Raw genomic sequence first — 24450 nt, forward strand, 5'->3', positions numbered from 1 at the left:
CGGGCCGAATGGATCAGCCCGACGGTGCACTCATCGTAGGGCAACAGCCTTAAAGTGGTCTTGGATCCACCGGGGGAAATCGCAGGGGGTTGTGATGCCGAAATTGTCGATCGCGGAAATCTACGATGCCGCGTTGTCCGCGGGATTCACGCCGCAGCAGGCAACCACCTGGACCGCGATCGCGATGGCCGAGTCGGGCGGCCGGACCGGCGCGCTCAACGACAAGGGCGAGCACTCGGTGGGGTTGTGGCAGATCAACGTCGCCTCCGACGGCGGCCGCGCCAGCCGGTACGGCGACCTGAACGACCCGCGGGCGAACGCAAGAGCGGCGTACGCGATCTCGAACCACGGCACGGACATGCGGCCGTGGACCACGACGCACGACTCGCACAAGGGCACCGCGGCCGACTACCGCACCTACCTCGACCAGGTGGAAGCCGTCACCGGCGTGCAGGGCGACGACCGAGGAGTCGGCGGGTACAGCTCTCACCTGCCGCCGCCGCTGCCTTCCTCCAACGGTGCAGGGCATCCCGCGATGATGCAGCCCGCTACGTACGACCAGATCGACGCCGGACACACTGTCGTCGGGATGCAGTCGGACAGCGACCACGACGGCCTGACGGACGCGTTCGAGCAGGCGGCCGGCACCGGCGTGAAGGTGGCCGACACCGATCATGACGGCCTCACCGACGGGTACGAGGTCGCCGTCAGCCACTCGAGCCCGTTGCTGGCCGACGGGGACTCCGACGGCCTGTCGGACAGTACTGAGGCGTCGCTGGGCAGCAATCCGCTGAAGTGGGACAGCGACAACGACGGACTCTCGGACAAGGTCGAGCTCGCGTACGGATCGGACCCGCAGCACGCGGACGCCGGTGACGGCGTGATCCCCGGCCCACCCCAACCCGCAGTACCGCAGCTCGCCGGACAACAGCTCGCTGGGCAACAGTTCGCTGGGCAACAGACGATGCAGCAGACAGGCGTCCAGCTGCAGACCTTGCAGGCGGCCGGTACGCCGGGGGCCGGTGCCGGCTCGACCAAGGTGGAGCGGTTCGTCGATGTCGCGCTGGCGCAGGAGGGCGACAAGTACGTCTTCGGCGTCCGGGCGAAACTGGACGATCCGAACCCGGACAAGTTCGACTGTTCCGAGCTGACCAAGTGGGCCGCGCACCAGGCCGGGGTGGAGATCCCGGACGGCGCGATGTACCAGTACCTCGACCTCAAGCAGAAGGACTCGCTGATCTCGGTCGACCAGGCCATGCACACCAAGGGCGCGCTGCTGTTCTACTTCTCGGACGAGCCCACGCCGGGCGGTGGCCGGCCGTCGAGGGCGCACGTCGCGATCAGTCTCGGGGACGGCCGCACGATCGAGGCCAAGGGTACGAAGTACGGCGTGGGTGAGTTCACCGCGCACAACCGGTTCAACTACGCGGGCGTGATCCCCGGGCTCGATTCGTCGATGGCACCGGCCGGCCACGCGGCCGAGTCCTTCCAGCCGGTCAGCGCGACCCCCGTCAGCCACTACGACCAGATCGATCTCGGTACGTCGATCGTCGCGCCACCGGATACCGATCACGACGGCCTCACCGACGCGTTCGAGAAGCTGGCGGGCACCAGCCCGACCTCGGCCGACACCGACAAGGACGGGCTGCCGGACGCGTTCGAGGCGATCAAGTCGCACACCGATCCGTTGAGCGCGGACACCGACCACGACGGGGTGTCCGACCCGTTCGAGCTCTCCGCCGGCACCGACCCGGGCAAGATTCCCGGCGTCGCCGGGGTCGGCGGGCAGGGCCAGTTCGCCGAGGTGATCCGGGGTGGCGTGGTGGATACCGACCACGACGGCCTGACCGACACCTACGAGACCAGGGCCGGGCTGAACCCCCACAGCATGGACACCGACGGCGACGGGCTGTCCGACAGCTCCGAGCTGTCGCTAGGGACGAACGCGGCCGCGCTCGACTCGGATCACGACGGGATCAGCGACTCGCTCGAGGTCCAGTTCGGGTCCGATCCGGTGCACAGCGGTCTCGGCGGCGACCTGGGTGCGAACGCCGGGACCGGGATGCTGACCGGTGTCGGCGACGGCCTCGATCCCGGTGCCGACGGAATCCATGGGCCGGAGGGGCTGGGCGGGACCCCCGACATTGCTCCACACTGAGACTTGGTGTCTTTCACCAGGCCGGGGGGCTAGCCGTGGGTTCTGTGGTGTTCAGGGAGAAGGTCCGACGACCGGAGCCGTCGGGTCTTTCGCGTGTCCGGCTGGAGCGTCCGCTGCTCGACGAAACGGGGCCGAGCGTCGGACTGTTGCTGGCGCCGGCCGGGTCGGGCAAGACGACCTTGCTTGCACAGGTCGCCGCGACCCCGCTCCGGCCGACAGCCTGGTACCGGGCGCGTCCGGAGGATCGCACCGAGGACGCGCTCGTCCGGCACGTGACCGAGGCGCTGTCGGTGGTGTTGCCGGCGGCGCTGTCCACCTCGACGACGGTCGACGACCTCATCCTCGCGACCGAGAACGGCGTGCCCGGACCCGTTCAGCTGATCGTGGACGACGTGCACGAGCTGGCCGGCAGCCCGGCGGAGGCCGCGTTGGAGCGGTTCCTGGAGTTCCGGCCGCGGCACCTGAGGCTGCTGCTCGGCTCGCGCCGGCCGCTCGCGCTGAACACACCCCGGCTGATCGTCTCCGGAGACCTGCTGGAGCTGGACAGTGACGACCTGCGGTTCCGGTCCTGGGAGGTCGAGGAGCTGTTCCGCTCCGTGTATCGGCAACCGCTGTCGCCCGAGGCTGCTGCCGCGCTGACCCGGCGTACCGGTGGGTGGGCTGCCGGCTTGCAACTGTTCCACCTCGCCACGATGGGGAAGTCGAGCACTGAGCGGATCCGGGCCGCGACCGAGCTCGGTGGCCGGTCACGGCTGGTGCGCGCCTATCTGACACGCAATGTGTTGGCAGGCCTGGCTCCGGAGCGCCGGAACTTCTTGTTGGTCACCAGTGCGCTAGGCAGGCTCACTGGGCCGCTCTGCGATGAGCTGCTCGAACAGCACGGCAGTGCCGCAGTACTGGAAGAGTTGGAGGCGCTGCAGTTCTTCACGACGTCCACGGACGACGGGGCGACGTACAGGTATCACCAGGTGCTGCAGACGCATCTGGAAGGTTTGCTCATCGACGAGTTGGGGGCGGCTGCCTCGCGGGAGATCCACGCCCGCAGCGCGACTCTGCTGGAGAAGGCCGACCATCCACGGGAGGCCATGCGGGCCTACGCACTGGCAGACGACTGGGCGTCGGTGGCGCGGCTGTTGCAGCAAGGGAACTCGGTCGCGCACGACTGGGTCACGCGCTCCGGGCTGCCGGACGACGACCCCTGGCTCGCGTTGGCGCGGGCACGGCGGCTGTTCCGATCCGGGTCGGTAGGCGCCGCGGTGACTGCCTATCGCGATGCCGAGGCGCTGCTGGACGACCCCGAGTTCCAGGCGCGCTGTGCGAACGAACGTGCCCAGGCCGAGGTGTGGCTGCCGCAACCGCCTGCTTTTCCTGTACGGCGTACCGGGCAAGCGATCCGCCAAGCGCTCAGGCGGTTGCCGGGGCTCGGGCCCGGGGTGGACGCGAAGGCCGGCGTCGACCCGCTCTCGGCCGGGACGATCGCTTTGCTGAGTGGACAATTCGACGCGGCTCGGGACATCTTGATGCCGATCGCGGCGGACTCGACCGTTCGCAATGCCGGGCGATTGTGGGCGGCGATCGCGGTCGTGATGGCCGATCTCGCGCGCGGCAGCTGGTCGCATGCCGAGGTGCCGCTGGAGGAGATCGCGCTCTCTGCCGAGCTGGACGAACTCCCCTGGCTTGCCCGGGTCGCGCGCGGTCTACAGGCCGCCGTGCTGCTGGCGACCCGTCCCGATGACTGGCGGCCCGACGGTTGCGCGTCGATGGTCGACGACTGCAACCGCGACGGCGACCGCTGGGGATCGTTGCTGATGGCAATCTTCATCGGGGCTGCACAACTGACAGCAGGTGAGGACCATGCGGCGATCGACTGGCTTCGCCGGGGTGCGACCGAGGCAGCCGGACTCGACGCGCGGGTGCCACAGGCCTGGGCGCTCGCGCTCGGTGCGATCGCGATGGCCAGGCTGCGACATCCGAGGACGGCTGCGCAGCTGACCGAGGCCGAGAGCCTGATCCGCTCCGCCGCCGTACCAGGTGCCCATCGGCTCCTCGACCACGCCCGCCAGCTGGCCGAGAGCGACCCGGTCACCAACATCGCCGTACGGGGAGCTGCGCGGTTGTACACGCTGGGCGGCTTCCGCCTTGAGCTCGATGGACAGGCCGTGGACTGGCCGCCGTTGCGGCCGCGGGCCCGCGCCTTGTTGTTGCTGTTGGCAATCAACGCTGGGAAGGACCTGCATCGGGAGCGGCTGATCGACGCGCTCTGGCCGGATGCGCCCGCGGACGCAGGAACCCATCGTTTGCAGGTGGCCGCTTCGAACGTGCGGCAATGCCTGGCCGGTGTCGGGCTCGGTGACCAGGCAGTCCAGCGCAACGGCGACGCCTACCGGCTGGTGCTTCCGGGCACCTGGATCGACCTCACCGAGTTCGAGGAGCAGCTGCGACAGGCCCGGCGCTCGGGAAAGTTGGCGGACTGGTCCGGCGTACTCGATCTGTACGTCGGTGAGCTGCTACCCGAGGTGGGCGCTGCTGAGTGGGTACTGGCCGAGCGGGAACGCTACCGACTAGCTGCAGCCGACGCCGCAGTACAGGTGGCCGGCCTGGCCGAGGACGCCCAGGCCCTGCGTGCAGCACACCGCGCTGTCGAGCTGGACTCGCTGCGGGACTCCTCCTGGCTCCTGCTGGCCGATCTCCAAGCAGAGCAAGGCGATCCGACCGCTGCGGCCGCGACCCGTCGCGAGCACGCCAGGATCTGTGCAGAGCTGGCGGCTCCCCTCAGTCCGCGGGGACGATCTGGACGCGATGGATGACGTGCGCCGGCTTGAGCGCTGCCACCACGTCCTTCAAGCGCTGCTCGTCGATCTCCTGGCCTGCCACCGGAAACACCTGTACTACGACGGCAGGCAGCGGCTCGCCTGGCAACGGATCAGTCGGGTCCACCGACCAGCTGGCACCACCTGACTCGACTACTTCGGTCCGCACGCCCAGTACTGCGCTGACCGCCAGCTCGATGCCCAGACGTGTCCCCTGACGACCGTGCAGGTCACTGGTCGAGCGCAGCAGCTCACGCTGGCGTGCTGGGTCGTCACCGCGATCCACCGCCAGCCCGATCCAATGCGCCAACCAGGGCAGCATGTCCTCAGGTGCAGTACCGAGATCCAGGTACGCCGGCAGGTTGTCGAGCGCGCCGATCACCGGCGCCAGTACGTCGTCGAAGCTCGCACAGAGCTGCTGCGTGAACGAATCCGTCCGGTAGATCGAGGGCAGCGTCTCGCCGAGCGGATGCGGGCTCGGAAGGTCCCGCAGTGCGCCGCGCATCAGCGCACCCGCACTTGGTGTTCGTAGGAGAACACGAGAGCAGTAGCCGGTAGGTCGAGCCGCTGCACGGGCGCCGACCGACGCCCGGTCACCGGGTCTGCCGGGAAGAGCGCCACGCTGATCTCCTGAGCCATGTCGACCCCTGGGATCCGGGCGAGCGCAGCGTGTACCTCGTGCGACTGCACCGACCGCCCGAACGGCCAGCCGGTCCCGTCCGGCCCACCCGTCAACGGATGCAGCAGGTCGTACAGGGCCTTGAGGACGCCCTCCTTCACTTCCTCCGGTTCGAAGCGGGACCGTGCGCTCACGTCGACCACGGCCGTCAGCCCGACGTACTCCGGCGGCGCCACCAGCAGCCGCGTCCCGACCAGGCGCCGCTCGTCCAGCGTCCGGGTGATCCGCTCGAGCATGTCCTCGGGCGGAATCAGGTCGTCCCGGCGGATCCGTCCGACGACATCGCCGGACACATGCGGTACGACGAGGATGCGGATCCCGCCGGCATCGGCCGCCTCCGTCGCCGGGACGCACTGCACCCGAGCGGCATCCGAGGCGACCTCGCGCGCGAGCTCCTCGAAGTCCTCCATCGTGACAGCGCGTCCCCGTGACCTGAGCAGCATCGGTCCGCGGACCTTGGCCTCGTCCAGCGTCTCCGCATCCGCTCCACCGATCGCCGCCGCCCGATTCTCGACCCGGGCGACGTACGGGACGCTGGACTTGAGCACCCGGACCTGTCCCCGCGCGACGTTGCCGCGCCGCCCACCACCGGTCCGGTACGCCGAGATGGCGACGCTGCTGCCCGAGGGCGGCGTCTTCCCGTAGTACTGAAGTCCCCCGTCGGCCGTCCGTACCGCGGGGCCGAACTGGATGCCACCGGCGAATGCGTCCAACCGGAAATGCCGGTCGCTCTCGGTGGAGTCGGCGAACGTCGGCACCGGCTCCCACGTCTCGACTCCCTCGTCGTCCGTGATCTCGACCGTGCAGGGCTCGTTGGAGAGCACCACCGGATGCCGCTTCAACGCGAACCGTTGCCCCGGCGTCCCGTCCGAGCGGCCGAGTACCTCGTGCCGGACCACCCCGGCATGCATCATCGGGACCGTGCCACCGATCGTGAAGGCCGAGGCGGACAGGATCCGCGGCGAGGCCGTGTACGTCGGTCGCCCGTCGTCCACCCTCAGCAGGCGGCACCGGATCCAGCCTGCCCGTTGCCGGGCGATGATCGACGTCTCGTGCTGCGGCGGAACGTGAATCACGACGTCACCCGGCTTGTTCAGGCCCCCGGTGTCGTCCTTGTCGAGATCGCATTCGCTCCAACCGGATCCGGTCCACGCCTCCCAGACCAGCGGCGGGTGCCGCGGATCCACGCCGACGCCGGACACACTGCAGCCCAGCCGGATCGTCACCGCGCAAGACGGCACCGCCTCACTCAGCCCGATCAGGAGCGCGTCACCGGGGACCGGTTCCTCCGAGAAACAAGGGAATCCGTTCTTGCCGGACAACGCGGTGGTGAGATCGGACGGCGTACCGTCGGCCGGTGCGGCACCGGCTCGCGAGAACGAGCAGGGGATGATCTCCAGCTCCTGGGTCGTGGTGAAGACGATCGGCTCGTGGATATCGGTCCGCGGTGTCGCGACCTCGGTCCCGGCTCTCACCAGCACGCGTTGGGGCTGGGGCGAGGAGAGCCAGAATGTCACGCCACCGCGGGCAGCCGCCGGGGGCCGCAGTTCGACGCCGATCAGCTCGAGGAACTTCACGTAGTTGAGGTCCGGCACGCGGTTGAGCCGGTAGATCAGCTGGTCGACCATCTGCGCGAAGGCCTCGATCAGCGTGACCCCAGGGTCCGACACGTTGTGGTCGGTCCAGTCGGGGCAACGCCGCTGGACGAGTCGCTTCGCTTCGTCCACCAGCCCTTGGAAGGTCCGGTCGTCCAGATTCGGCGCGGGCAGCATGTCAGACCCCCAGCTCGGCCGGCATCGTCGTACCGGCGATCTCTTCGTCCGGAATCGTGTAGAACGGGAAGACCAGGTTGCGCGGGTCGTTCGTTCCGAGGATGACGTAACCGATGTCGACCAGCACGCGGCCGTGGTCGATCCGGTCGTAGCCGACGCCGACGTCCTCGACCGAGATGCGCGGCTCCCAGCGTTCCAGGGCCTCGCGGACGTCGTACGCGATCTGTCCCGCGGTCGCCGCGTTCGCCGGACCGAAGACGTGGTCGTGGATCCGGCAACCGAACTCGGGCCGCATCGGCCGCTCGCCCCGGGCGGTGCCGAGGATCAGCCGGATCGCCTGCTCGATCTCGCGTTCCCGGGCGACCAGGGCGATCCCGCCGGTGGCGTCCGTGCTGACCGGGAAGGCCCAGCCGGCGCCGATGAAGTCGGTACTCATCTCAGCCTCCGATCATGACGGTCGGTGCGCCCATGACGATCGGCGCACCACAAGCGGCCGTATCGCCCATCCGCGCGGCCGGCATGCCACCGATCAGCACGGTCGGGCAACCGGGCGGCGCGATCACGCTCGGCGGGTGCACGGCCGGTGGCGGGAACGAGCAGATGTGCGGCGTACCGACCGTCGCCGCGGGCATCCCGGCGATCAGCACGGTCGGTACGCCGGGCGGCCCGATCACCCCCGGATGTCCGGTCGGGTCGCCGACCCGGGCTGCTGCGGGCATGACTGTCTCCTCAGTTGATCTTGACCATGGCGGCCGACACCGAGCACAGCGCGCCACCCTTGACCTCGGTGTTGGCGCTGCCTTCGACGGTTGTGTTGGCGCCCTTGAGCTGCAGGTTGCCGGTGGCGGTGACCGAGACCTCGCCACCCTTGAGTTCGAGCTTGGCGGCGGCGGCGTCGATCACGATGCCTTTGCTGCCTTCGATCTTGACGGTGCCGTCGGCGTGCACGGTGATCGTCGTACTGGTCGAGTCGACCGTCACGCTGAGCTTGCCGTCGCCGGTGGCCAGCGTGATGCCTTCGTGCTGGCCGTCCTGGTCGAGCAGGTCGATGCGATGGCCCTTCCTGGACACGATCGATCGCCGGTTGACCGCGCCCGAACCGGAGTCGATCGGATCGATGCCCTGGGCATCCGGTTTGTCGACGCCGTTGTAGAGACCGCCGAGGACGTAGGGCCTGCGCAGATCGCCCTGCTCGAAGACGACCAGTACTTCGTCGCCGACCTCGGGGATGATCAGCGTGCCGCGGTCCTTGCCCGCACCCGCATGGACCGTCCGGGCCCACGCGCTCACGTAGTCGTCCGACAGCCACGGCAACATCACCTTCACGCGGCCGAGCTTTTCGGGGTCGTTGTTGTCGCTGACCTGGCCGATGACGACTCCGGTCGGCGCCCGCTGGGCCGCGGTCGAGCCGGTCAGGCCGAGCAGACTGCGGTCATGGGCACCAGTGACCGCGAACGAAGTCGTGTACCCCGTGGTCGGATCGATCCGGTGCCTGGTCGTGGTCACGGTGTACTTGCCGTCGAAAGGCGCCCCCAGGTTGTCGACGGTGATCGCGACGCCCGCTTTGAGAGATGGGTTGCCTTGGGCAACACCGGTGAACTCGGCGAACGACCCCGCCAGCTCCTCCGCGATCGCAGCAGCGGCCGCGTCCACCTCGGCCTGGGTCCGATGCGGTACGTCGGTCGCGACGTACACCTTGTCGCCGAAGGCGTGCGCGAACTCGGCCGGACTCGCCTGCGGCAGCTCCGCCCCGGTCGTCTTGGCCGGCCGCCTGGTCGTCAGCGCCTGCTTGGTCGAGGTGTCCCAGCCGCGGACCTCGACCTCCTTCACCTGTCCCGCTGAGGTCAGCACGGCACGGAACCTGAGCAGATCCGTGCCGAGCTTGAGCACCAGCGGGTTCTGTTCGTTGCTTGGGGCACCGGCTGCGGTCGCCGGCGGGCCGAAGTTGAACTTGCCGTCGCGGACCGAGACCTCGTACCCCGAGTCCGCCGCCAGCGCGTCCAGCAACTCCCAGTCGCTGGTGCCCGCTTGCGACACGTGCTCGAACACGGTCGTCGTCGACTTGATCGTGCCGTTGGTGAACCCGGCCCGCTGGGACACCTTCTGCGCGATGTCCGACGCCGTCATCTGCAGGTAGCTCCCGGTCCCGCGTCCTCGGAACAGCCGATGCGCCGGGTCGTACCCTCTGATCACCGTGAACGAACCACCGGTGTCGAACTCGGCTTCCAATGCGGTGATCTCACCGGCCATCAGCAGGGCAGGCGTCTGGCTGGTACTGGCGAGCACCGAGATCCGTACCGTCGAACCGATCTTCGCGTTGGTCTTCGCCAGCACGGTGTGGTCGCCGTCGCGGAACCTGATCTCGAACAGATCCGGCAACCGCTGACTGTCGTCGACGTAGATCGTGCTCAGCAGGTTGACCAGGTCGTCGGGCAGCGCGGTCCCGTTGATCTCGATCAGGCAGCTGTTGACGATCGACATCAGACCAGCTCCTCGGCACCCGGGAACACGACCACCGAGCCACTCGGCAGCCGCATCGGATCGTCGATCCCGTTGTACCGCGCGATCGTCCGCCACATGCCGGGGTCGCCGTACTCCGCGTAGGCCAGCGACGCGAGCGTGTCGCCATCGATCATCCGGTGTGACCGGCGTACGGACTGCCCTCCGGAGGTCGGGTTCTGCCGCCACGGTTCGTTCGGCATCTCCTCCATCGCTACGCTGCAAACCGCGCGGATCGGGACGCCTTCTGAGCTGAACAGCGTGTACTTCACGTTCACCGACGTGACGAAGGCCGGGAAACTCGCGATCTTGCCCCACTGCAGCATCACCAGCGGTGGCGTCGGCTTGTCCTTGCCCCGGCTCTCCTCGGTCGGAACGCAACAGCTGAACAGCTTCTCGACCGCGGTGACGACGCTGTTGTCCTGGTTGCCTGAGGCATCGAAGAACATCTCGACGGTGAGCTTGCACGGCTCGGCACCGTTGAACTCCACCGACCCGGCCGACTTCGCCTTCTTCGCGGGCTTCCGCTCCCACTTGGCCGACTTCTGGATCGTCACCTCCTTGGGGTTGAACTGGAACGGGATCTCGCCGCGATCCGTGCCGCCGGCCTTGGTTGAGTCGAACAGCTTCAACTTCGCCTTCTGCAACGACTTCTTGTCCTCGGCGGGCGCCGAACTGCCCGCACCACCGGACGCCTTGAGCGCGATCGGCTTGGTCATCAGGCCACCCGCTCGGCCTTGAACCCGTGGTGGGCGATCTCCAGCGTCTCCATCGCCACCTTCGGCGAATCGAGGTTCAGCCCAGGGCCGTTCCACTTCACGGGGATCACGCCGTCCAGCTTCCAGGTCGCGACCGGCTTGAGCGCTGCCGTCATCGCGGTGATGCTGCCCGTTGACGGCTTCACCCCCGACGTCATGCTGGCCAGCCAGGCCATCACCTCGGTGGTGTCCTGGCACAGCGGCCTGGTGAGCTTGATGTTCGTGTACTTGATCCGGGTCGGCAGTTGCCAGATGAACCCGTTCTGGCCGCCCTCCTCGCGCTGTTCCAGCACGATCTCCAGGCCGAGTCCTTCACAGCTGTTGAACGCACCCAGCCGCTTGTCGTCGATGGTCACGCCGAAGCAGACAGTCACCGCCGGTTCCGGATATTGCGGATTCATCCCGCCACCCCCACTGCACTCGGTCCTACCATCTGTCAGTCACCCGCCCGGCCCGCTCGCGATCCAGCCAGAGCTCAGCCTTCAACTTCGCGGTCAACGGCTCGTACAACCGCTTGGCCAACTCCTCCACCTCGGCCGCACTAACGCTCTTGCCCCCCGCCGGCGCCTGTGCCTGTGCCTGTGCTGTCGGCGCTGTCTGTACTACGGTTTGCGCGGCCGTCGGTTCTGCTGCGGGCGCCTCGTCCCGCTGTACTGCGTACTGCTCTGTCGGCTGCTCCTGCGTCGACGCAGCCCCGCTGAACATCTGCTGCAAAGACACCGACCGCACACTCTCGACCCGCTGCACCACCGGCTCCTCGTGAAAGCTATCCTCCACCGACCACGACAACACCCGCTCCTCGGGTTGCTCAACAGGCGCTTGTACTTCGGTGGGCTTGGTCGGCTGCGTGGGAGTCGTTCGACCACTGCTCGGCGCACGAAGACCGGGATGATCAAACACCACCCGCTGCACAGCCGGCGGCACACTGCCCGCATTAGTCGGCTGTTGCACCTCCGGCACAGTCAACGGCTCCGCACTCGACAACGGCACCACACTGCCTCTGTCCGCAGTCTCCCGAGGCGGCCACAACAACTCAGCCCTCGGCATGACTCGCTGCTCACCACCAACCTCCCGCTGCAGCTCCCCCGCCGGCCGAGTCGCCTGCTCACCCACAAACACCCGCTGAACAGCAAACTCCGCTTGCATCCCACCGCCCACCGCCAACTCGCCGACCAGCGGCCGCTCTACCCCGGGCTCCCCTGCGCGCTGCGCCACACCGTGAGCCTCCACCGCCCGCTGAACTACAGGACCAAGCGCAACCTCACCCTGTCCTCCCACACCCGCAACACCTACTCGCTGAACCACCGGCCCAACCGCCCCACCACGCTGCAGCACGCCCATCTCCGCACCCTGCTGCCCAGCCCCACTCATCCCCACCGCGCCCTGCACCGCCCCGCCACCCGCGCCATCACGCTGCACCACCGCGCCAAGCTGCACCGGCAGGCTGCCCCCGGCGTCACGCTGCACCACCGCACTCACCCCGGCGCCGCGCTGCACCACCGCGCTCAGGCCAGCATCGCGCTGCACTGGCAGGCCGCCCCCGCCATCACGCTGCACCACCGCACTCACCCCAGCGTCACGCTGGACGACCGCGCTCGCCCCCGGATCACGCTGCAGCGGCACGCTGACGTCGGCGTCACGCTGCACCACACCACTCGGCCCCGCCGCGCGCTGCAGCGGCAGGCTGGTCTCCGCCCCGCGCTGCACCACATCGCTCACTCCCGCGTCGCGCTGCACCACCGGGCTTATGGTCAGCTCTCCTTGGATCGGAGCGGTCGGCGTCACCGCGCGCTGCACCGACCCCACCGTGTACGGCTCCGACGGGCTGCTCGCCTGATCGTGCTGCATCGAGGCATCCAGCGTCCCGGCTCGTTGCACCACCGGAGCGGCTGCTGCACCGAGCTCGACCGACCGCTGCACAACCTCCTCCTCGGGCTCAGGTTGTGGACCACCCAGGGCCGAAACAAAAGCCGACTGACCAACCGCCTCCGCCGAACCGATCAACGGCACCTGCCCGTCAACCCTCTCGGCACTCGACGCACTCACCTCCTCAGCAGCCACCCCAGCCGACCGCTCAGGCCCCACCATGCTCGCCCCAGCCTCATGACCGAAAGGTCCGTGACGATGAACCTCCGGCGACTCAACCACCCGAGCGACTACTGGCAACTCGCCAGCAGGCGACGAGCTCGCGGGTACAGCAACCACCGGCGTAGGCCGCAGCTCGATCGCCGGAAGCTGCCCCGCCGCACTTGCACTCGACGGCAACGAAAACGTCCGCACAGAACCCTCGGACGCCCGCTGAACCGCGACGGAACCGACACCCTCCTCGGCCACTCGTTGAACCCCGGCCGAACCGACATCCCCTTCAGACACTGGCTGAACGGCGACGGAACCGGCATCCCCCTCGGACGGCCGCCGGACGCCGACCGAACCGACATCCCCCTCGAACACCCCCTGAACGCCGACCGAACCGGTGTTCCCGTCGGACGCCCGCCGGACCCCGACCGAACCGACATCCCCCTCGGACGTCCGCTGAACTGCGACCGAGCCGGCGGCATCTCCCTCAACCGCGCGCTGTACAGCAGCAGGAGCGCCGCTGGTCGCAGAGCCGAAACTTGTTGCGCTCGGCGGCAGTGGGAACTCGCGGACTTGTTCAACCGGTGCAGCCTGGGCGTAGTTGCTGATCTCGCCGGCCGGCGCGTCCGCCGTCAGCGAATGCCCGAGCGGCGCCAGAAACCGCGGATCCTGGTGCGCGGCCAACGACTCACGAAACGAACCCGGCGACGCGATCGGCGCCAAGTCCGCCACCGACCGCTGCAACGGCGGCAACCCCCGCCATGCCTCACCCCCGGAGGCACCGTCCACCAACCCACTGCCGTTGCCCTCGGCAACCGAAGTCACCGACGACACGGATGGCATCGCCTCCGCCGCCGACCCGGCACCGCTCGCGCCAATGCCCGACGACACCGATGGCATCGGCCGGTCAGCGTGACGGAAGGGCCAGCGCATGGGGTCACCTTCCGGAGTTGGCGCGGGTGTTCAGTGCGGCGATCTCGTCGACGAAGCGGCGGCGTTCGGGGTGTTCCAGGTCGAGGATCTCCTCGCGGGACCAGTGGAAGTGGTAGGCGACGTACGCGACCTCGGTGTAGAGCTGTTCGGGCGCGTACGTCACGATTCCCCCAGGCGACCACCGGCCAGGTCGACGGCGAACGCGTGCCCGCACTCCGGGCAGTTCACCCCGGCCCGGGTGTGCCCTTCTTGGTTCACCCGGCGATACAAGTCCTGCAAAAAGGCGAGATCCGCCGCGAACAGGTCCTCGATCACCCCGGCATGAATGTCGGTGTGACTACCGAGCCGGGTCACGACGCGACCGAGCAGAACGACCGTCAGGTACGCCGGGTTCTCGCGCACCCGGTCGTCCCGCAGCGGCACCAGTTCGTCGCGAGCCGTTGCCAGCCGCATCACGCCGTCTCGATGCACCACGCCCGCCGAGTCGACGTACCCGCGCGGCAGCACGAACGGGAACTCGGTCCGCAACACATCGGCCGAGCCCCCAGCCGCGAAACCCTCCCGCGCCCCAGCCGCGGCACCCTCTCGCGACCCGGCCGCGCCGGCGCCCGCAGTACCGGTGCCGTCGGCAACCATTCCCGCGCCCGGCGGGGTGAACTGATCGAGGGTGGCGGACGTGGTGCGGCGCATCACTCCACCTCGAGCCGCTCGCAGGTGACGACCAGCTTCTCGGTCATCACCGACGTGTCACCGGCCTTCATGGTGCCGATCTCGAGGCTCTTCGGCCACGCGTTGGTGAGCTTGTACCGCTTGAGGGGCGCGCCTTCGTAGTCGTACACGATGATCGCGCCACCCTTGCGGACCGCGCCCATCTTGCCGAACTGCGAATCCTTGATCCACTTGTCGAAACTCGTGTCCGACGACAACCCACGGGTCAGCGTGATCTCCGGCGCCTTCCAGCGACCGGGCAGCTTCTTGATCACATACTTGCCGTCGGCACCGTTCTCCTTGAGCTCGATCACGTCCTGTTCCATCTTCAGGCCGCTGATCTCGGTGATGCTCTTGATCTGGATGCCGTCGAACTCCAGTCCGAAGGAGTGACCGACACCGGAGTCCATGTCCGGAAGAGCCATGATTTGTTACCTTTCCCGCTCGACTCGTTGGATGGTGGTGGTCACTCGCTGACCAGGCTGGTGCCGCCGGAGAACTGCGACAGCCGGAAGATGACGAACTCGGCCGGCTTCACCGGCGCGACCCCGATCTCGCAGACGACCTGGCCGGCGTCGATCCCCTCGGCCGGGTTCGTCTCCGCGTCGCACTTGACGAAGAACGCGTCGTCCGGCGTCTGACCGAACAAGGCGCCGTTGCGCCACTCGTTCACGAGGAAGGCGGAGATCGTACGGCGTACGCGGGCCCACAGTGCCTCGTCGTTCGGCTCGAACACGACCCAGTTCGTACCGCTGAGGATCGACTCCTCGAGGTAGTTGAACAACCGTCGTACGTTCAGGTAGCGCCAGGCCGGGTCGGACGACAGGGTCCGGGCGCCCCAGACGCGGTTGCCGCGGCCGGGGAAGGTCCGCAGTACGTTGATGCCGACCGGGTTGAGCAGGTCGTGCTCGGCCTTGGTGATCTGTACTTCGAGACTCACGGCGCCCCGGATGATCTCGTTCGCGGGCGCCTTGTGGACGCCGCGGGTGTCGTCGTTGCGCCCCCAGATCCCGGCCATGTGCCCGCACGGCGGCATGAACCCGAGCTGCCCCGTGGCGGGGTCGGCCGTCTTAATCCATGGGTAATACAAAGCCCCGAACGCCGAGTCGTAGCCGGCCTTGTCGACCAGCCATTCCTTCACCTGCTGGGCGTTCAGCCCGGGCGGCGAGTCGAGGATCGCGATCCGGTCGCCCATCAACTCGCAATGCGCGAGCATCGCCAGCTGGACCGCCTGGACGGTCTCGAGGTCGATCGAGCCCTGCTGGTAGGCGCTCATCAGGTCCGGTACGCAGAGCATGGTGACCTCGTCGACCGCCTCCAGCCCACCGAACCCGGTCCGGTCGGACACATCGCCGACATAGTCCTCGGCGGTCAACCGCGGCGACGGTACTGCGGGCGCCGGCGGCGGCGCGTTGAGGGCGACCTCACCATGCGCCGGCTTCTCCAGCGCGGCACCGGTGATCTCCTCGATCTTGATCAGCTTCGAGTTCGCGTTCACCACGGTGGCGACGTTGGTCTTGCCGCGCGACACGGTCAGCCGGTCGAACTCCTCGACCTGGTTGCCGTTCTGCTTAACCACGATCTTGAACATGTCGTCGGACGGGTTCTCCCCGCCGGCGTCGGCGATCTCGACACTCACCTCGCCCGGCGCCTGGGCCGCGTCGAGCGCGACCACCCGGAACCGTCCCAGCATCGCCTGCGGCCCGGCCGGCAACTCCTTGCGCCCCCGCGCACCCTTGCCGTCAGCGGCATCGGCCCCACCACCGATCCGTACGACGTAACAGTTCCCGCCGCCGTTCAGGAAATACCCGTAAACGGCCTGCGCCAGATACGAGCCGGCCACGAAGCCGCCGAACGTATCGGTGAACGCCGTCCAGTTGCTGACCAGCGTCGCGGTGTTGAAGGGGCCGTCCTCGGCGAGCCCGACAAACGCGGCCACCGCCGTACCGACACCTTCGAGCGGGCGGGCGCCCGATTCGACTTCTTCCACATACACACCTGGTGACAGGTACGTCGGCATGCTGCCCCTCCTCGATCAGGATTTCCTCCAGCCTGACCTCCAGCCCGCCACCCCCACCCGCCCAACCGGCCGCAGACAAGGGCAAACCCCTTTGCCCGAAGGGGAAGCGATCCGCGCTACGAAGGGCAACCGGGTCGTGCAAGACCCAGCAAGAATCGCCCAGCCAGGCAGTACACCCGCCGGACGCCCCGGCACCCACGTCCCGCCGCCTAGCGAGCGTGCGGGATCTGCCCAGACATCAACACATTGCCTGTCTGGCGATACGCCATCCCTCGACCAGCCGCGGGCTACTCCTCTTCTTCCTTGCCCTCTTCCTCATCCCGCTGGACGAAAGCCCCCTGGACCTCGTCTTCCTTCTCCTCCTCGGCCGGCGCCTCGGCTCGCTGTACGTCGTCTTCGTGCTCCTCGTGCCGCTGCACATCGGCCTCGTCCTCCGCGTGCCGCTGCACATCGGCCTCGTCCTCGGCGTGCCGCTGGACTCCAGGCGCATTCACAGCCATCGGCGCGGGCGCCGCCATCACTCGTTCGGCGTTGGCCGACGCCTCGCGTTCGAAGCGGTCCGACGGGTCGCTCACCTTGATCCCGCCCGGCGCGGACGAGCCGTCCACCGGCCCGCTCCGCTGCTGCACCACATGCGTCAGCTCGTGCGCCAGCATCGTCTTCCCATCAGCGGACCCCGGGTCGTACTTGTCCCGCTGGAACACCACATTGCTCCCCACGGTGTACGCATGCGCATTCACCGCCTTCGCGGAATCGTGCGCCGCCGAGTCGTCATGCACCCGCACGTCCGAGAAGTCATGCCCCAGCCGCCCCTCCATCTCGCCCCTGACCTCAGGCTCCAGCGGCCGCCCCCCAGACGAGACAACGTCATGTACCGGCGACCGCTCCTCCTCCACCATCGCCGTCACCCCGCTGTTCCCCACCGCCCGCTGCAACCCCAACATCCCAACCCCACCCAAAACATCAGTCCGCCCCTCAACAGCCGCCTTCCCCTGCTGATCCGAAACCTGCTCATCAATCCGTCCGGCCTTCGGCCGAAGGGCCGACTCCTCGGAGTCGAAACCGTGCTCCCGCATGACAGTTCCTCCTAGACTTCTTGGCTTTTGTTGCCTCGTCGCACTGCTGGTCACCGTCGGCGTCTGATCGGCGGAACCGCGACGATCTTGGCCTCTTCCGGCGAGGGCGCAGCCGGCTGACCAGGGACCTCCCCCGGAGTCACGATCCAGCCTTTGATGCTTTGGAGCGACGCCGTGGTGGTGCTGGTGTCCGGCACCCCGGGTCGCGGTTCGCGCACGTACGGCTTCTCCCAGGTCAACGTCCGGATCTTGGCATTCGGCGTCAGGACGGTCACCTGTCGCAGATCGTCGGCGCACATTGTGCAGGGACTCATGTTGATCTCAGCCTTGATGCCGACGATCTTGTGCCGGAGCGGGTTGGCATCGAGCCAACTCGCGAGCTGGGCCTCCGCGTGCGTCGCGTTGCTGCCCGACCTCGGATTGTCGCTGGTGTTGAAGGTGACCATTTCGACCTTTGTCGCGCCTTCAGCCGGTGCCGCGATGAGTCCCCCGCCCACGAGCTTGCCGCGTTCCGTGATGGGCGGAAGCTTGTACACGTCGACCTCGGACGGCAGGTCAGGTTGATTCGCTCCTCTCCGTCGCCGGCCCCCTTTGCTGAGCTGATCGATCTTTTGGGTCTCGGGGCTCCCCGCGTTGAGGTCGCTTCCACTGATTGCCTCGCTGAGCTCCAAGGTCACCTTCATCCGGACGGCGGCCTGCCGGGGCTTCTGATCGAAGGACTGGGAGTCCTCGCGCTTGAGGTACTCCGGGATCAGGAAGCAGAGAACCTCGAGCGGGCTCGCCTCGGCGACGAGCTCTCCCTGTACGCCGTCCCCGCCGGTGAACTCCAGCCGCTTCAATCCCTGTGGCGCGAGTTCGGCCAGGATGCCGGGCAATCTCGCTCTGAGCTCCTTCGCGGTGATCCCGGTGCCGAGCAGCTTCAGCACCTTGGCCTTGGCTGCCGCCTTGACCTCCTTGGGGCCGAGCCCCCGTTTCTCTTTGGCACCGGCGATCTTTCCCTTGGCCCAGGCTTTGCCCTGTTCGGCCTTGCCCTTGACCCAGGCTTTGCCGGCGGCGATCTTCGCCTTGGCCTTCTTGCCCAGGCCCTTGAGGCCTCGGATGATGGGGCCGGCGAGCTTCAGGCCGGTTTTGATGACGAAGTCGAGGGCCTTGTTGACTGGTTTTTGGAGTTTTTCGACGATTTCGCGGATCTTCTGGCCGATGCCGCCCAGGCCGATGACGCTGGCGAGGAAGCCGATGATGATCGGGACCATCTGGCCGAGGACGTCGTTGATCTTGTTGACGACGCCGGAGACGTTGCCCTTGACGATGTCGGCCACCGAGTCGATGACGGTGTTGACGAACTTGAGGATCCGGCTGCCGTTGTTGACGAAGAACATCACCACGTCGTAGATCAGCTTGCAGGCCTTGATGAACGCGGCCGCCGGGTTCAGCAGCCCGATCAGCCAGGTGATCCCGGCGGTGATGATCTTCGTGATGACGAAGTCCTTCACCTGTTCGAGGATCATCTCCTTGATGTCGCCGAGCTTCTCGATCAGCATCTGCCACAGCCCCGCGATCCCTTCGCTGCGGAGCTTCTGGAAGATCTCGACGCCCTTCTCCATCGCCGCCATCGCCGGCTCACCGATGTTCTTCACCAGCCGGTTGCGGATATTGGCCCAGGTGAGACCGAACAGCGACAGCAGCAACTGCAGGATGCCGCGGATGTCGAACTTGTCCGGCAGCGTCACCCCACCCTCGGCCAGCGCCCCGAACAGCCAGCTCATCAGCCCCTTGCGCAGGTGGTCGAGGATGTTGTCCTTGAACTTGAGGATGCCGCCCTTGACCCCGTCGATCAGGTTGGACAGGAAGCCGACCGGGTTCTTGACGATCTCGCCGACCACGCCGGCCACCCGGGCGAGCACGTTCTTCAGCATCCCGACGAGTTCGCGGATGGTGTTGATGACGGCCTTGATCGCGCCGATCGCCTTGTCCACCAGGCCCTTGTTCTCGGCCTGCAATTCCTCGATCCGGTCGTCGAGGCCCTTGCGCGCCTCGCTGTACTTCGTCGCCAGCGAGTCGACCAGCGCGTCCTGCTTGGCGTCGACCTCGCCTTCGAGGTCTGCGAACTTGTCCCCGATCTCCTTCGCCGCCTCGGACCCGACCTTCTGCAGGTCGGCGGGCAGGCTCTTGACGTACGCCGCGATCTCGCCCCGGCCGGCCGCAATCCGGACCTTCGCCTTGGTCAGCCCCGCCCCGACGATGTCGGCCACCCGAGAGATCACGCCGTTCATCTGCTGCAGGTAGAGCTCGCGACCGGCCACGTAGAACTCGTTGACCTTGTCCGGCATCCCGACCAGCTTGTCCTTCGCCCAGCGCAGTCCACCGAGCCAGCCGCCGTACCGGTCTTCCTTGTACGCCGACATCTTGGCCGCCACGTAGTTCTCGAAGGTGGTCCGGGCCTGCTTCTCACCCTTCTCGAACTCGGCGTCCACCAGCGGATCGATGCTGTCCAGGGTCGCCTTCACGTCCGTCTCGGTGGCAGTGAAGATGCTCTGGATCTTGGTGGTGACCTCGGCGCGCTTCGCCTCGTCCTTGGACTTGGTCTTGCCTTTGTCGGCGACGATCTTGGCGAGCGCGGCCGCCTTGGATCCCTGCATTCCCGCGACGCCGGTCTTCGTCTCGGCGGTCGCTTCGGTCTTGTGCTGCTGGATGACCTGCTGCTCCTCGGCACGAAACGCCGCCGGTGCCGTATCCGCATGTGCCGCAGCGGTCTGCTTGTCGGCCAGCGCGCCCTGGAACTGCGGTTCGTTCGACTGCGCCAACTGCTGGTCGGTGACCTCACCCTCGGCCATCTCCTGATTGGCCTGGTTCTTACCGGCCGCCAGATTGGTCTGCTCGGGCGGTGCCACCTTCGGCGCGGCCCCGGCCGCCGGGATCGCGGCCACCGGGCCCGGATCCTCGGTCTCCATCGGCGTGACCGGTTTGGCAACCCCCTTGGACATGTCCGGCGGCGCGGCGGTCGCGGTCTCGATGTCCTTGGCCTGGCCCTCCTTGCCCTGGCCGACCATCCCCTTGATCTCGCCCTTGACCTCGCCGGCCTTGCCGGACTCCTTGTAGTCGTCGGCCTCCTTGAGCGTCTTCGGCGACTTGGCCTCGATCGCCGTCTTCACCGCCGCGATGAACGCCTTCTTGTCGAAGGTCCCAGCCTGCTGCGCGTCCATCGTGTCGGCCTTGGCAGCCTTGGCCTGCCCGGTGAGGTCGTCGGTCGGCGCCAGCGCGGCGTCCTGCGCCTCCTTCGCCTTCGAGGCCGCCGGCGGATGCGCCCGCTTCGCCTTCGCGACCCCCTTCACACCCCCGGTGACAGCGGTGAAGGCAGGATCCTGCTCAGGCCGTACGCCGGTAGGTGGCACCGGCGGTTCCAGCAGCTGCGCCCCCGAAAGCGGCGCGGGTCCAGCCGGCCCAGCAGCCCCAGCCCCGCCACCACCTGCTCCACTCCCACCAGCCGCACCGCCACCACCACCGCCCTTGCCCCCCTTGCCACCACGAGGCTTGACCGGCTTGGCAGCTGCCTTCCCCAACGGACTGACCGCCGGTACGGGCTTCGGCGGCGGCACCGCCTTCTTCGGCGCGACTGACTCGGGCCCGAACCCGGTCGTCGTCACCGCGAGCGCCGAAGCCGGCGGCTTCGGTCCTTCGAGATCAACCGGTACGCCGGCCGCCTTCGCCGCCTTGAGCCCCTTCTCCACCGTGTCGATAGCCGGCTCATCCCGCTGGATCTCCACCAGCGCCGCGTCGATCTCCCCGGCCGCATCACCACCAGGCGACTTGAGCTTCCCAGCGAGCAACGCGTTGACCGCGGCGTTCCCAGCCTTCCGCTGCAACGCCAGCAACCCAGGTGGAACGCCAGCACGCTCCGATGGAACGGCACGCTCCGGACGATCGCCAGCGGCCCGTCGCCGGCCTTCGGCGAGGGCGTCACTGACGTCGGCCTTCACAGAGGGACCCGTCGGGCGCGCGCCGGCCATCCCAAGAGCGTGGGCCGCCCGAGTACGCCGTACCGACAGCACGCAGGCACTTCCCGGGGCAATCATCTCTGCCCGAAAGGCCCTCCAGCGACTGGAACGACACCGGGATAACACCCTGAAAGCACTCGACGCCCCCGAGGGCGTTCAGCCAAGCACCGGCCGGTCGAGCAGCGCGTAGTACTGGCCGAATTCGCGTTCGAGGACGAGTCGGCCGAGTTTGCGGTACTCCTGGCCGACGGCCGCGATCACGTCGGCCATCCGCACCGGCTGGCCGGATTCTGCCGCCAGGTAGGCAGCGCTCACCGAGGCCGACCGAATGTTGCCTCCGGCAAGTTCGAAGGCCTCCGCACAGAAGGACAGATCGAGGTCGTCGCCGAGTGGCAGCGGTGGTGCCAGGCACTGCTGCCAGAGGCGGAGTCGCAGGTCTGGCGTCGGCGCGGGGAAGTCGATGATCGCGTCGAGCCGCCGGGTGAACGCGTCGTCGATGTTCGCCCGCAGGTTGGTGGCCAGGATCGCCAACCCGTCGAAACTCTCCAGCCGCTGCAGCAGATAAGCGCTCTCGATGTTGGCATACCGGTCGTGCGCGTCACGGACATCACTGCGCTTGCCGAAGATCGCGTCCGCCTCGTCGAAGAACAGTACGGCGTTGACGCCACCGGCCTCGCTGAAGATCCGCTCCAGGTTCTTCTCGGTCTCACCGACGTATTTGTCGACCACGGTCGCCAGGTTCACCGTGTAGAGATCCAGCCCCAATTCGGTCGCGATCACCTCGGCGGACATCGTCTTGCCGGTGCCGGAATCGCCCGCGAACAAGGCGGTCACGCCACGCCCACGTCCGCCACCCCGCCGCATCCGCCAGTCGGTCAACACCGTGTCCCGATGCCGGGCCCGAGCAGCCAACCCCTGCAACGCCCGCCGCACCGCCGGGGCCAGCACAAGGTCGTCCCACCCGACCTCGGGTTCGATCCTTCGAGCCAGCCGCTCGAGCCCAGCGGCGTTCTGAGCCCGTACGCCGCGGCGCAGGTCGTCCGCGGTGATCGCAGTGCCCGCCAGCAGCGCCGAGGCGGCCGCTGTCTTGAAGACATTCCGCACCTGCCCGGGACCCAGTGCAAGATGCGAGGCCAGGATCTCGGGATCGAGCTCGGACTCCTGCAGGTGTTCCCGCCAGAGCTCGATCCGGTCATGTGCTCCGAGGACGGGCGCATCCACGGTCAGCGGTGTCTCCGGACTCCACCGCGGATCCCAAGTCGTCGTACCGATGAACAGGACCGGGACATCCCAGCGGCTCAACCGGTGCAGCGATTCCAGCGACGACTCCGCCAACGCCTCCACCGGTCCGACGACCAATCCCGCGTCCTGCAGCAAAGCCTCGCGGCCGGCGATCACGGCCAGCCCGAGTGGATCGGAGTCGCGGGCCATCAACCGCAGATCCACCGCCACCACGCCCCGCCCAGCGGCCGCCAACGCCGCCGCCGCGATCGACTGCCCGGTACCGGCCTCGTGCTCGCGCAGATGAACCAGCCGTACGCCGGCCGCCAGGCTCCGGCCGAGATCCGCGCTCGCATCGGTCTTGTACGCCGTCAATTCCTCCAGCATCGGCACCAGCCGATGATCGGGCAGGTCGTCGCCCAGCAGATGCGCGGCAACGCGGTCCGGGACCCGGATCGCCCGGGTCAGGAACGGCCGCTCCGGATCCTCGACGATCAGCAGACCGCGATCCACGAGCGGCCCACTCGCCGTCAGCCGGCCCCGCGCCACCGACGACATCGACGAGGCACCCGCGAGTTCCAGCGCCAGGCCGACGCTCGGCCGCCGCCGGGTCACGTCGTCGTTGAGATAGCCGTAGAGCCGCTCGAACCGGCTGTCCAGATCGGGCAGCAGCGCGATCACCAGCAACTCGGTGTCCAGCGCCGTCAGCCCTGCGACCGCAGCCAGTCGGCGCAACCGAATGACGTTGCCCTCGGCAATGAATTCGTCAGCCGATCGTTCCAGTGCCGCCAACGCGGTTTCGTCGACGACCGCCGTATGGGCCTGACCGCTGAGCAGCCGATCGACGAGTTCGTCGTTGACGTACAGACCGCGGAACGGGTCGTCCATCGACGGATCGTCCGCACGGCGCTGCGCCACGAGCGCCCGGATCCGGTCCTCGACCAGGCCCAGGCGCGCCAGGAGATAGTCCAGCCCTTGTGCGGTCACCCGGTCCTCTTGCGGGGCCGCCGGGGATTGGGTCGCTGCGGCTCGTTCGCGGTACTGCGTCCTGCCACTTCGCGGGGCGGCCAGCCGTCCGTCCCACCCATCGACACGCGCGGCGGCTGGTCGACCAGTGTCGCCGCCTCGTAGACGCGACCGGTCGGGGTCGGCGCGCAGACCACCAGGTCCAGAGACGGTTTGAGTTCTCCGCCGAGTGCGGACCAGACGTCGGCGAAAGAACGGTCCTCCGGTGGCGGTAGCGCAATGGAGACCGGCACCGAGAGGCCCAGCTCGGCCAGCGGGCCAGTGAGGAGGTCTGTGGGCAGGGCCTCGTGTCGGAGGAAGCAGGAGAGCAGCCCGGAGAGCAGGCGGTGCTCGTCCTCGGGTCGCTGCGTCCACGCCGTCACCAGGTAGGACAGCTTGAAGTAACGCGGCGGCAGGTGTCGCGCGGTGATCCGCTGCTCTGCGTCGTACTCGTTCAACAGACCGCGCTCGCGGCGGCGCAGATCCTCGCGGATGTCGTAGAGGTACACGTCGATCGTCGGTGCGTTGCGACGGCTCGACCACTCCTTGGTGGGGGCGTCGAACACCACTTCGACGTCCCGCGCGCCGATCGCTTCGCGCTGGATCAGCGTCTGCAGCGCAGAGTCCACCTCTTGGATCACAGCAACGAGTGTTCTGCCCGGACTGAGCCGTGCCGCAGCGGGCTGGGGTCGAGCCTCGGGCACGGTCTGCTGCCCGATCGGGCAAGCCCGGCTGCACCG

General features: G+C 68.0%; 19 protein-coding genes. 3 read left to right on the forward strand and 16 right to left on the reverse strand.

Annotated features, from left to right (window positions below):
- Positions 1–94 precede the first annotated feature (94 nt).
- Entirely contained in the window at positions 95–2158 is a 2064-nt protein-coding gene (locus DIZ26_RS25855; RefSeq protein WP_157979815.1) for an NlpC/P60 family protein, read from the forward strand.
- 35 nt (positions 2159–2193) lie between these two features.
- Positions 2194–4965, forward strand: coding sequence for an AAA family ATPase (locus tag DIZ26_RS25860; RefSeq protein ID WP_112245983.1), 2772 nt, complete (start codon positions 2194–2196; stop codon positions 4963–4965).
- Here DIZ26_RS25860 and DIZ26_RS25865 read toward each other — a convergent pair.
- Genes DIZ26_RS25865 through DIZ26_RS25900 form a run of 8 tightly spaced genes read right to left on the reverse strand, consistent with a single transcriptional unit; the run spans position 4931 to position 12596 of the window.
- On the reverse strand, positions 4931–5473 hold the full coding sequence (locus tag DIZ26_RS25865) for a phage tail protein (RefSeq protein WP_112245986.1): 543 nt from the start codon (positions 5471–5473) through the stop codon (positions 4931–4933). The two genes, DIZ26_RS25860 and DIZ26_RS25865, sit on opposite strands and share 35 nt — an antisense overlap.
- Complete coding sequence (locus DIZ26_RS25870) at positions 5473–7419, reverse strand: putative baseplate assembly protein (protein ID WP_112245989.1); 1947 nt, start codon at positions 7417–7419, stop codon at positions 5473–5475. Before DIZ26_RS25870 ends, DIZ26_RS25865 begins: the two co-directional genes overlap by 1 nt.
- Before the next feature lies 1 nt (position 7420).
- Positions 7421–7855: a GPW/gp25 family protein gene (locus DIZ26_RS25875; protein WP_112245992.1), complete on the reverse strand. Its 435-nt coding sequence runs from the start codon at positions 7853–7855 to the stop codon at positions 7421–7423.
- 1 nt (position 7856) lies between these two features.
- Positions 7857–8138: a PAAR domain-containing protein gene (locus DIZ26_RS25880; RefSeq protein ID WP_112245994.1), complete on the reverse strand. Its 282-nt coding sequence runs from the start codon at positions 8136–8138 to the stop codon at positions 7857–7859.
- A gap of 10 nt (positions 8139–8148) precedes the next feature.
- A complete protein-coding gene (locus tag DIZ26_RS25885; RefSeq protein ID WP_112245997.1) occupies positions 8149–9900 on the reverse strand; it encodes a VgrG-related protein in 1752 nt (583 codons plus the stop codon).
- Positions 9900–10637: a CIS tube protein gene (locus tag DIZ26_RS25890; protein WP_112245999.1), complete on the reverse strand. Its 738-nt coding sequence runs from the start codon at positions 10635–10637 to the stop codon at positions 9900–9902. Before DIZ26_RS25890 ends, DIZ26_RS25885 begins: the two co-directional genes overlap by 1 nt.
- Positions 10637–11077, reverse strand: a complete 441-nt coding sequence (locus DIZ26_RS25895) for a phage tail protein (RefSeq protein ID WP_112246000.1) — start codon at positions 11075–11077, stop codon at positions 10637–10639. Before DIZ26_RS25895 ends, DIZ26_RS25890 begins: the two co-directional genes overlap by 1 nt.
- A gap of 25 nt (positions 11078–11102) precedes the next feature.
- The gene (locus DIZ26_RS25900) at positions 11103–12596 is read right to left on the reverse strand and encodes a hypothetical protein (RefSeq protein WP_157979816.1); all 1494 of its coding nucleotides are present in this window, start codon (positions 12594–12596) and stop codon (positions 11103–11105) included.
- Between the two features lie 757 nt (positions 12597–13353).
- On the opposite strand from DIZ26_RS25900, the gene DIZ26_RS25905 reads away from it, so the two are divergent.
- Positions 13354–13668: a hypothetical protein gene (locus DIZ26_RS25905; RefSeq protein WP_112246005.1), complete on the forward strand. Its 315-nt coding sequence runs from the start codon at positions 13354–13356 to the stop codon at positions 13666–13668.
- Positions 13669–13689: 21 nt separating this feature from the next.
- On the opposite strand, the gene DIZ26_RS37985 is transcribed toward DIZ26_RS25905, so the two are convergent.
- The 8 genes from DIZ26_RS37985 to DIZ26_RS25940 form a co-directional block, all read right to left on the reverse strand.
- Positions 13690–13848 (reverse strand): DUF6760 family protein, encoded by a 159-nt coding sequence (locus tag DIZ26_RS37985; RefSeq protein WP_166678503.1) that lies wholly within the window; start codon positions 13846–13848, stop codon positions 13690–13692.
- Positions 13845–14375 (reverse strand): hypothetical protein, encoded by a 531-nt coding sequence (locus DIZ26_RS25910; RefSeq protein ID WP_232828598.1) that lies wholly within the window; start codon positions 14373–14375, stop codon positions 13845–13847. The genes DIZ26_RS37985 and DIZ26_RS25910 overlap by 4 nt, the downstream gene beginning before the upstream one ends.
- Positions 14375–14818, reverse strand: coding sequence for a phage tail protein (locus DIZ26_RS25915; protein WP_112246009.1), 444 nt, complete (start codon positions 14816–14818; stop codon positions 14375–14377). Before DIZ26_RS25915 ends, DIZ26_RS25910 begins: the two co-directional genes overlap by 1 nt.
- Before the next feature lie 41 nt (positions 14819–14859).
- Positions 14860–16413 carry a phage tail sheath family protein gene (locus DIZ26_RS25920; protein ID WP_112246010.1) on the reverse strand — a complete coding sequence of 518 codons (1554 nt, stop codon included), beginning with the start codon at positions 16411–16413 and terminating at the stop codon, positions 14860–14862.
- A gap of 287 nt (positions 16414–16700) precedes the next feature.
- Positions 16701–17489 (reverse strand): eCIS core domain-containing protein, encoded by a 789-nt coding sequence (locus tag DIZ26_RS25925; RefSeq protein ID WP_112246013.1) that lies wholly within the window; start codon positions 17487–17489, stop codon positions 16701–16703.
- A gap of 50 nt (positions 17490–17539) precedes the next feature.
- On the reverse strand, positions 17540–21352 hold the full coding sequence (locus DIZ26_RS25930) for a phage tail protein (RefSeq protein WP_198676286.1): 3813 nt from the start codon (positions 21350–21352) through the stop codon (positions 17540–17542).
- A gap of 288 nt (positions 21353–21640) precedes the next feature.
- Entirely contained in the window at positions 21641–23692 is a 2052-nt protein-coding gene (locus DIZ26_RS25935; RefSeq protein ID WP_198676287.1) for an ATP-binding protein, read from the reverse strand.
- Positions 23689–24351, reverse strand: coding sequence for a DUF4255 domain-containing protein (locus DIZ26_RS25940; RefSeq protein WP_112246017.1), 663 nt, complete (start codon positions 24349–24351; stop codon positions 23689–23691). The genes DIZ26_RS25935 and DIZ26_RS25940 overlap by 4 nt, the downstream gene beginning before the upstream one ends.
- Positions 24352–24450: the final 99 nt, after the last annotated feature.

The sequence above is a fragment of the Kribbella monticola genome (genome assembly GCF_003261635.1).
In the GTDB taxonomy this organism is placed as follows: domain Bacteria; phylum Actinomycetota; class Actinomycetes; order Propionibacteriales; family Kribbellaceae; genus Kribbella; species Kribbella monticola.

Coding starts and splice junctions, on each gene's coding strand:
- DIZ26_RS25855 (WP_157979815.1), top strand. CDS start 95: ATGCCGAAATTGTCGATCGCGGAAATCTACGATGCCGCGTTGTCCGCG.
- DIZ26_RS25865 (WP_112245986.1), bottom strand. CDS start 5,473: ATGCGCGGCGCACTGCGGGACCTTCCGAGCCCGCATCCGCTCGGCGAG.
- DIZ26_RS25870 (WP_112245989.1), bottom strand. CDS start 7,419: ATGCTGCCCGCGCCGAATCTGGACGACCGGACCTTCCAAGGGCTGGTG.
- DIZ26_RS25875 (WP_112245992.1), bottom strand. CDS start 7,855: ATGAGTACCGACTTCATCGGCGCCGGCTGGGCCTTCCCGGTCAGCACG.
- DIZ26_RS25880 (WP_112245994.1), bottom strand. CDS start 8,138: ATGCCCGCAGCAGCCCGGGTCGGCGACCCGACCGGACATCCGGGGGTG.
- DIZ26_RS25885 (WP_112245997.1), bottom strand. CDS start 9,900: ATGTCGATCGTCAACAGCTGCCTGATCGAGATCAACGGGACCGCGCTG.
- DIZ26_RS25890 (WP_112245999.1), bottom strand. CDS start 10,637: ATGACCAAGCCGATCGCGCTCAAGGCGTCCGGTGGTGCGGGCAGTTCG.
- DIZ26_RS25895 (WP_112246000.1), bottom strand. CDS start 11,077: ATGAATCCGCAATATCCGGAACCGGCGGTGACTGTCTGCTTCGGCGTG.
- DIZ26_RS25910 (WP_232828598.1), bottom strand. CDS start 14,375: ATGCGCCGCACCACGTCCGCCACCCTCGATCAGTTCACCCCGCCGGGC.
- DIZ26_RS25915 (WP_112246009.1), bottom strand. CDS start 14,818: ATGGCTCTTCCGGACATGGACTCCGGTGTCGGTCACTCCTTCGGACTG.
- DIZ26_RS25920 (WP_112246010.1), bottom strand. CDS start 16,413: ATGCCGACGTACCTGTCACCAGGTGTGTATGTGGAAGAAGTCGAATCG.
- DIZ26_RS25925 (WP_112246013.1), bottom strand. CDS start 17,489: ATGCGGGAGCACGGTTTCGACTCCGAGGAGTCGGCCCTTCGGCCGAAG.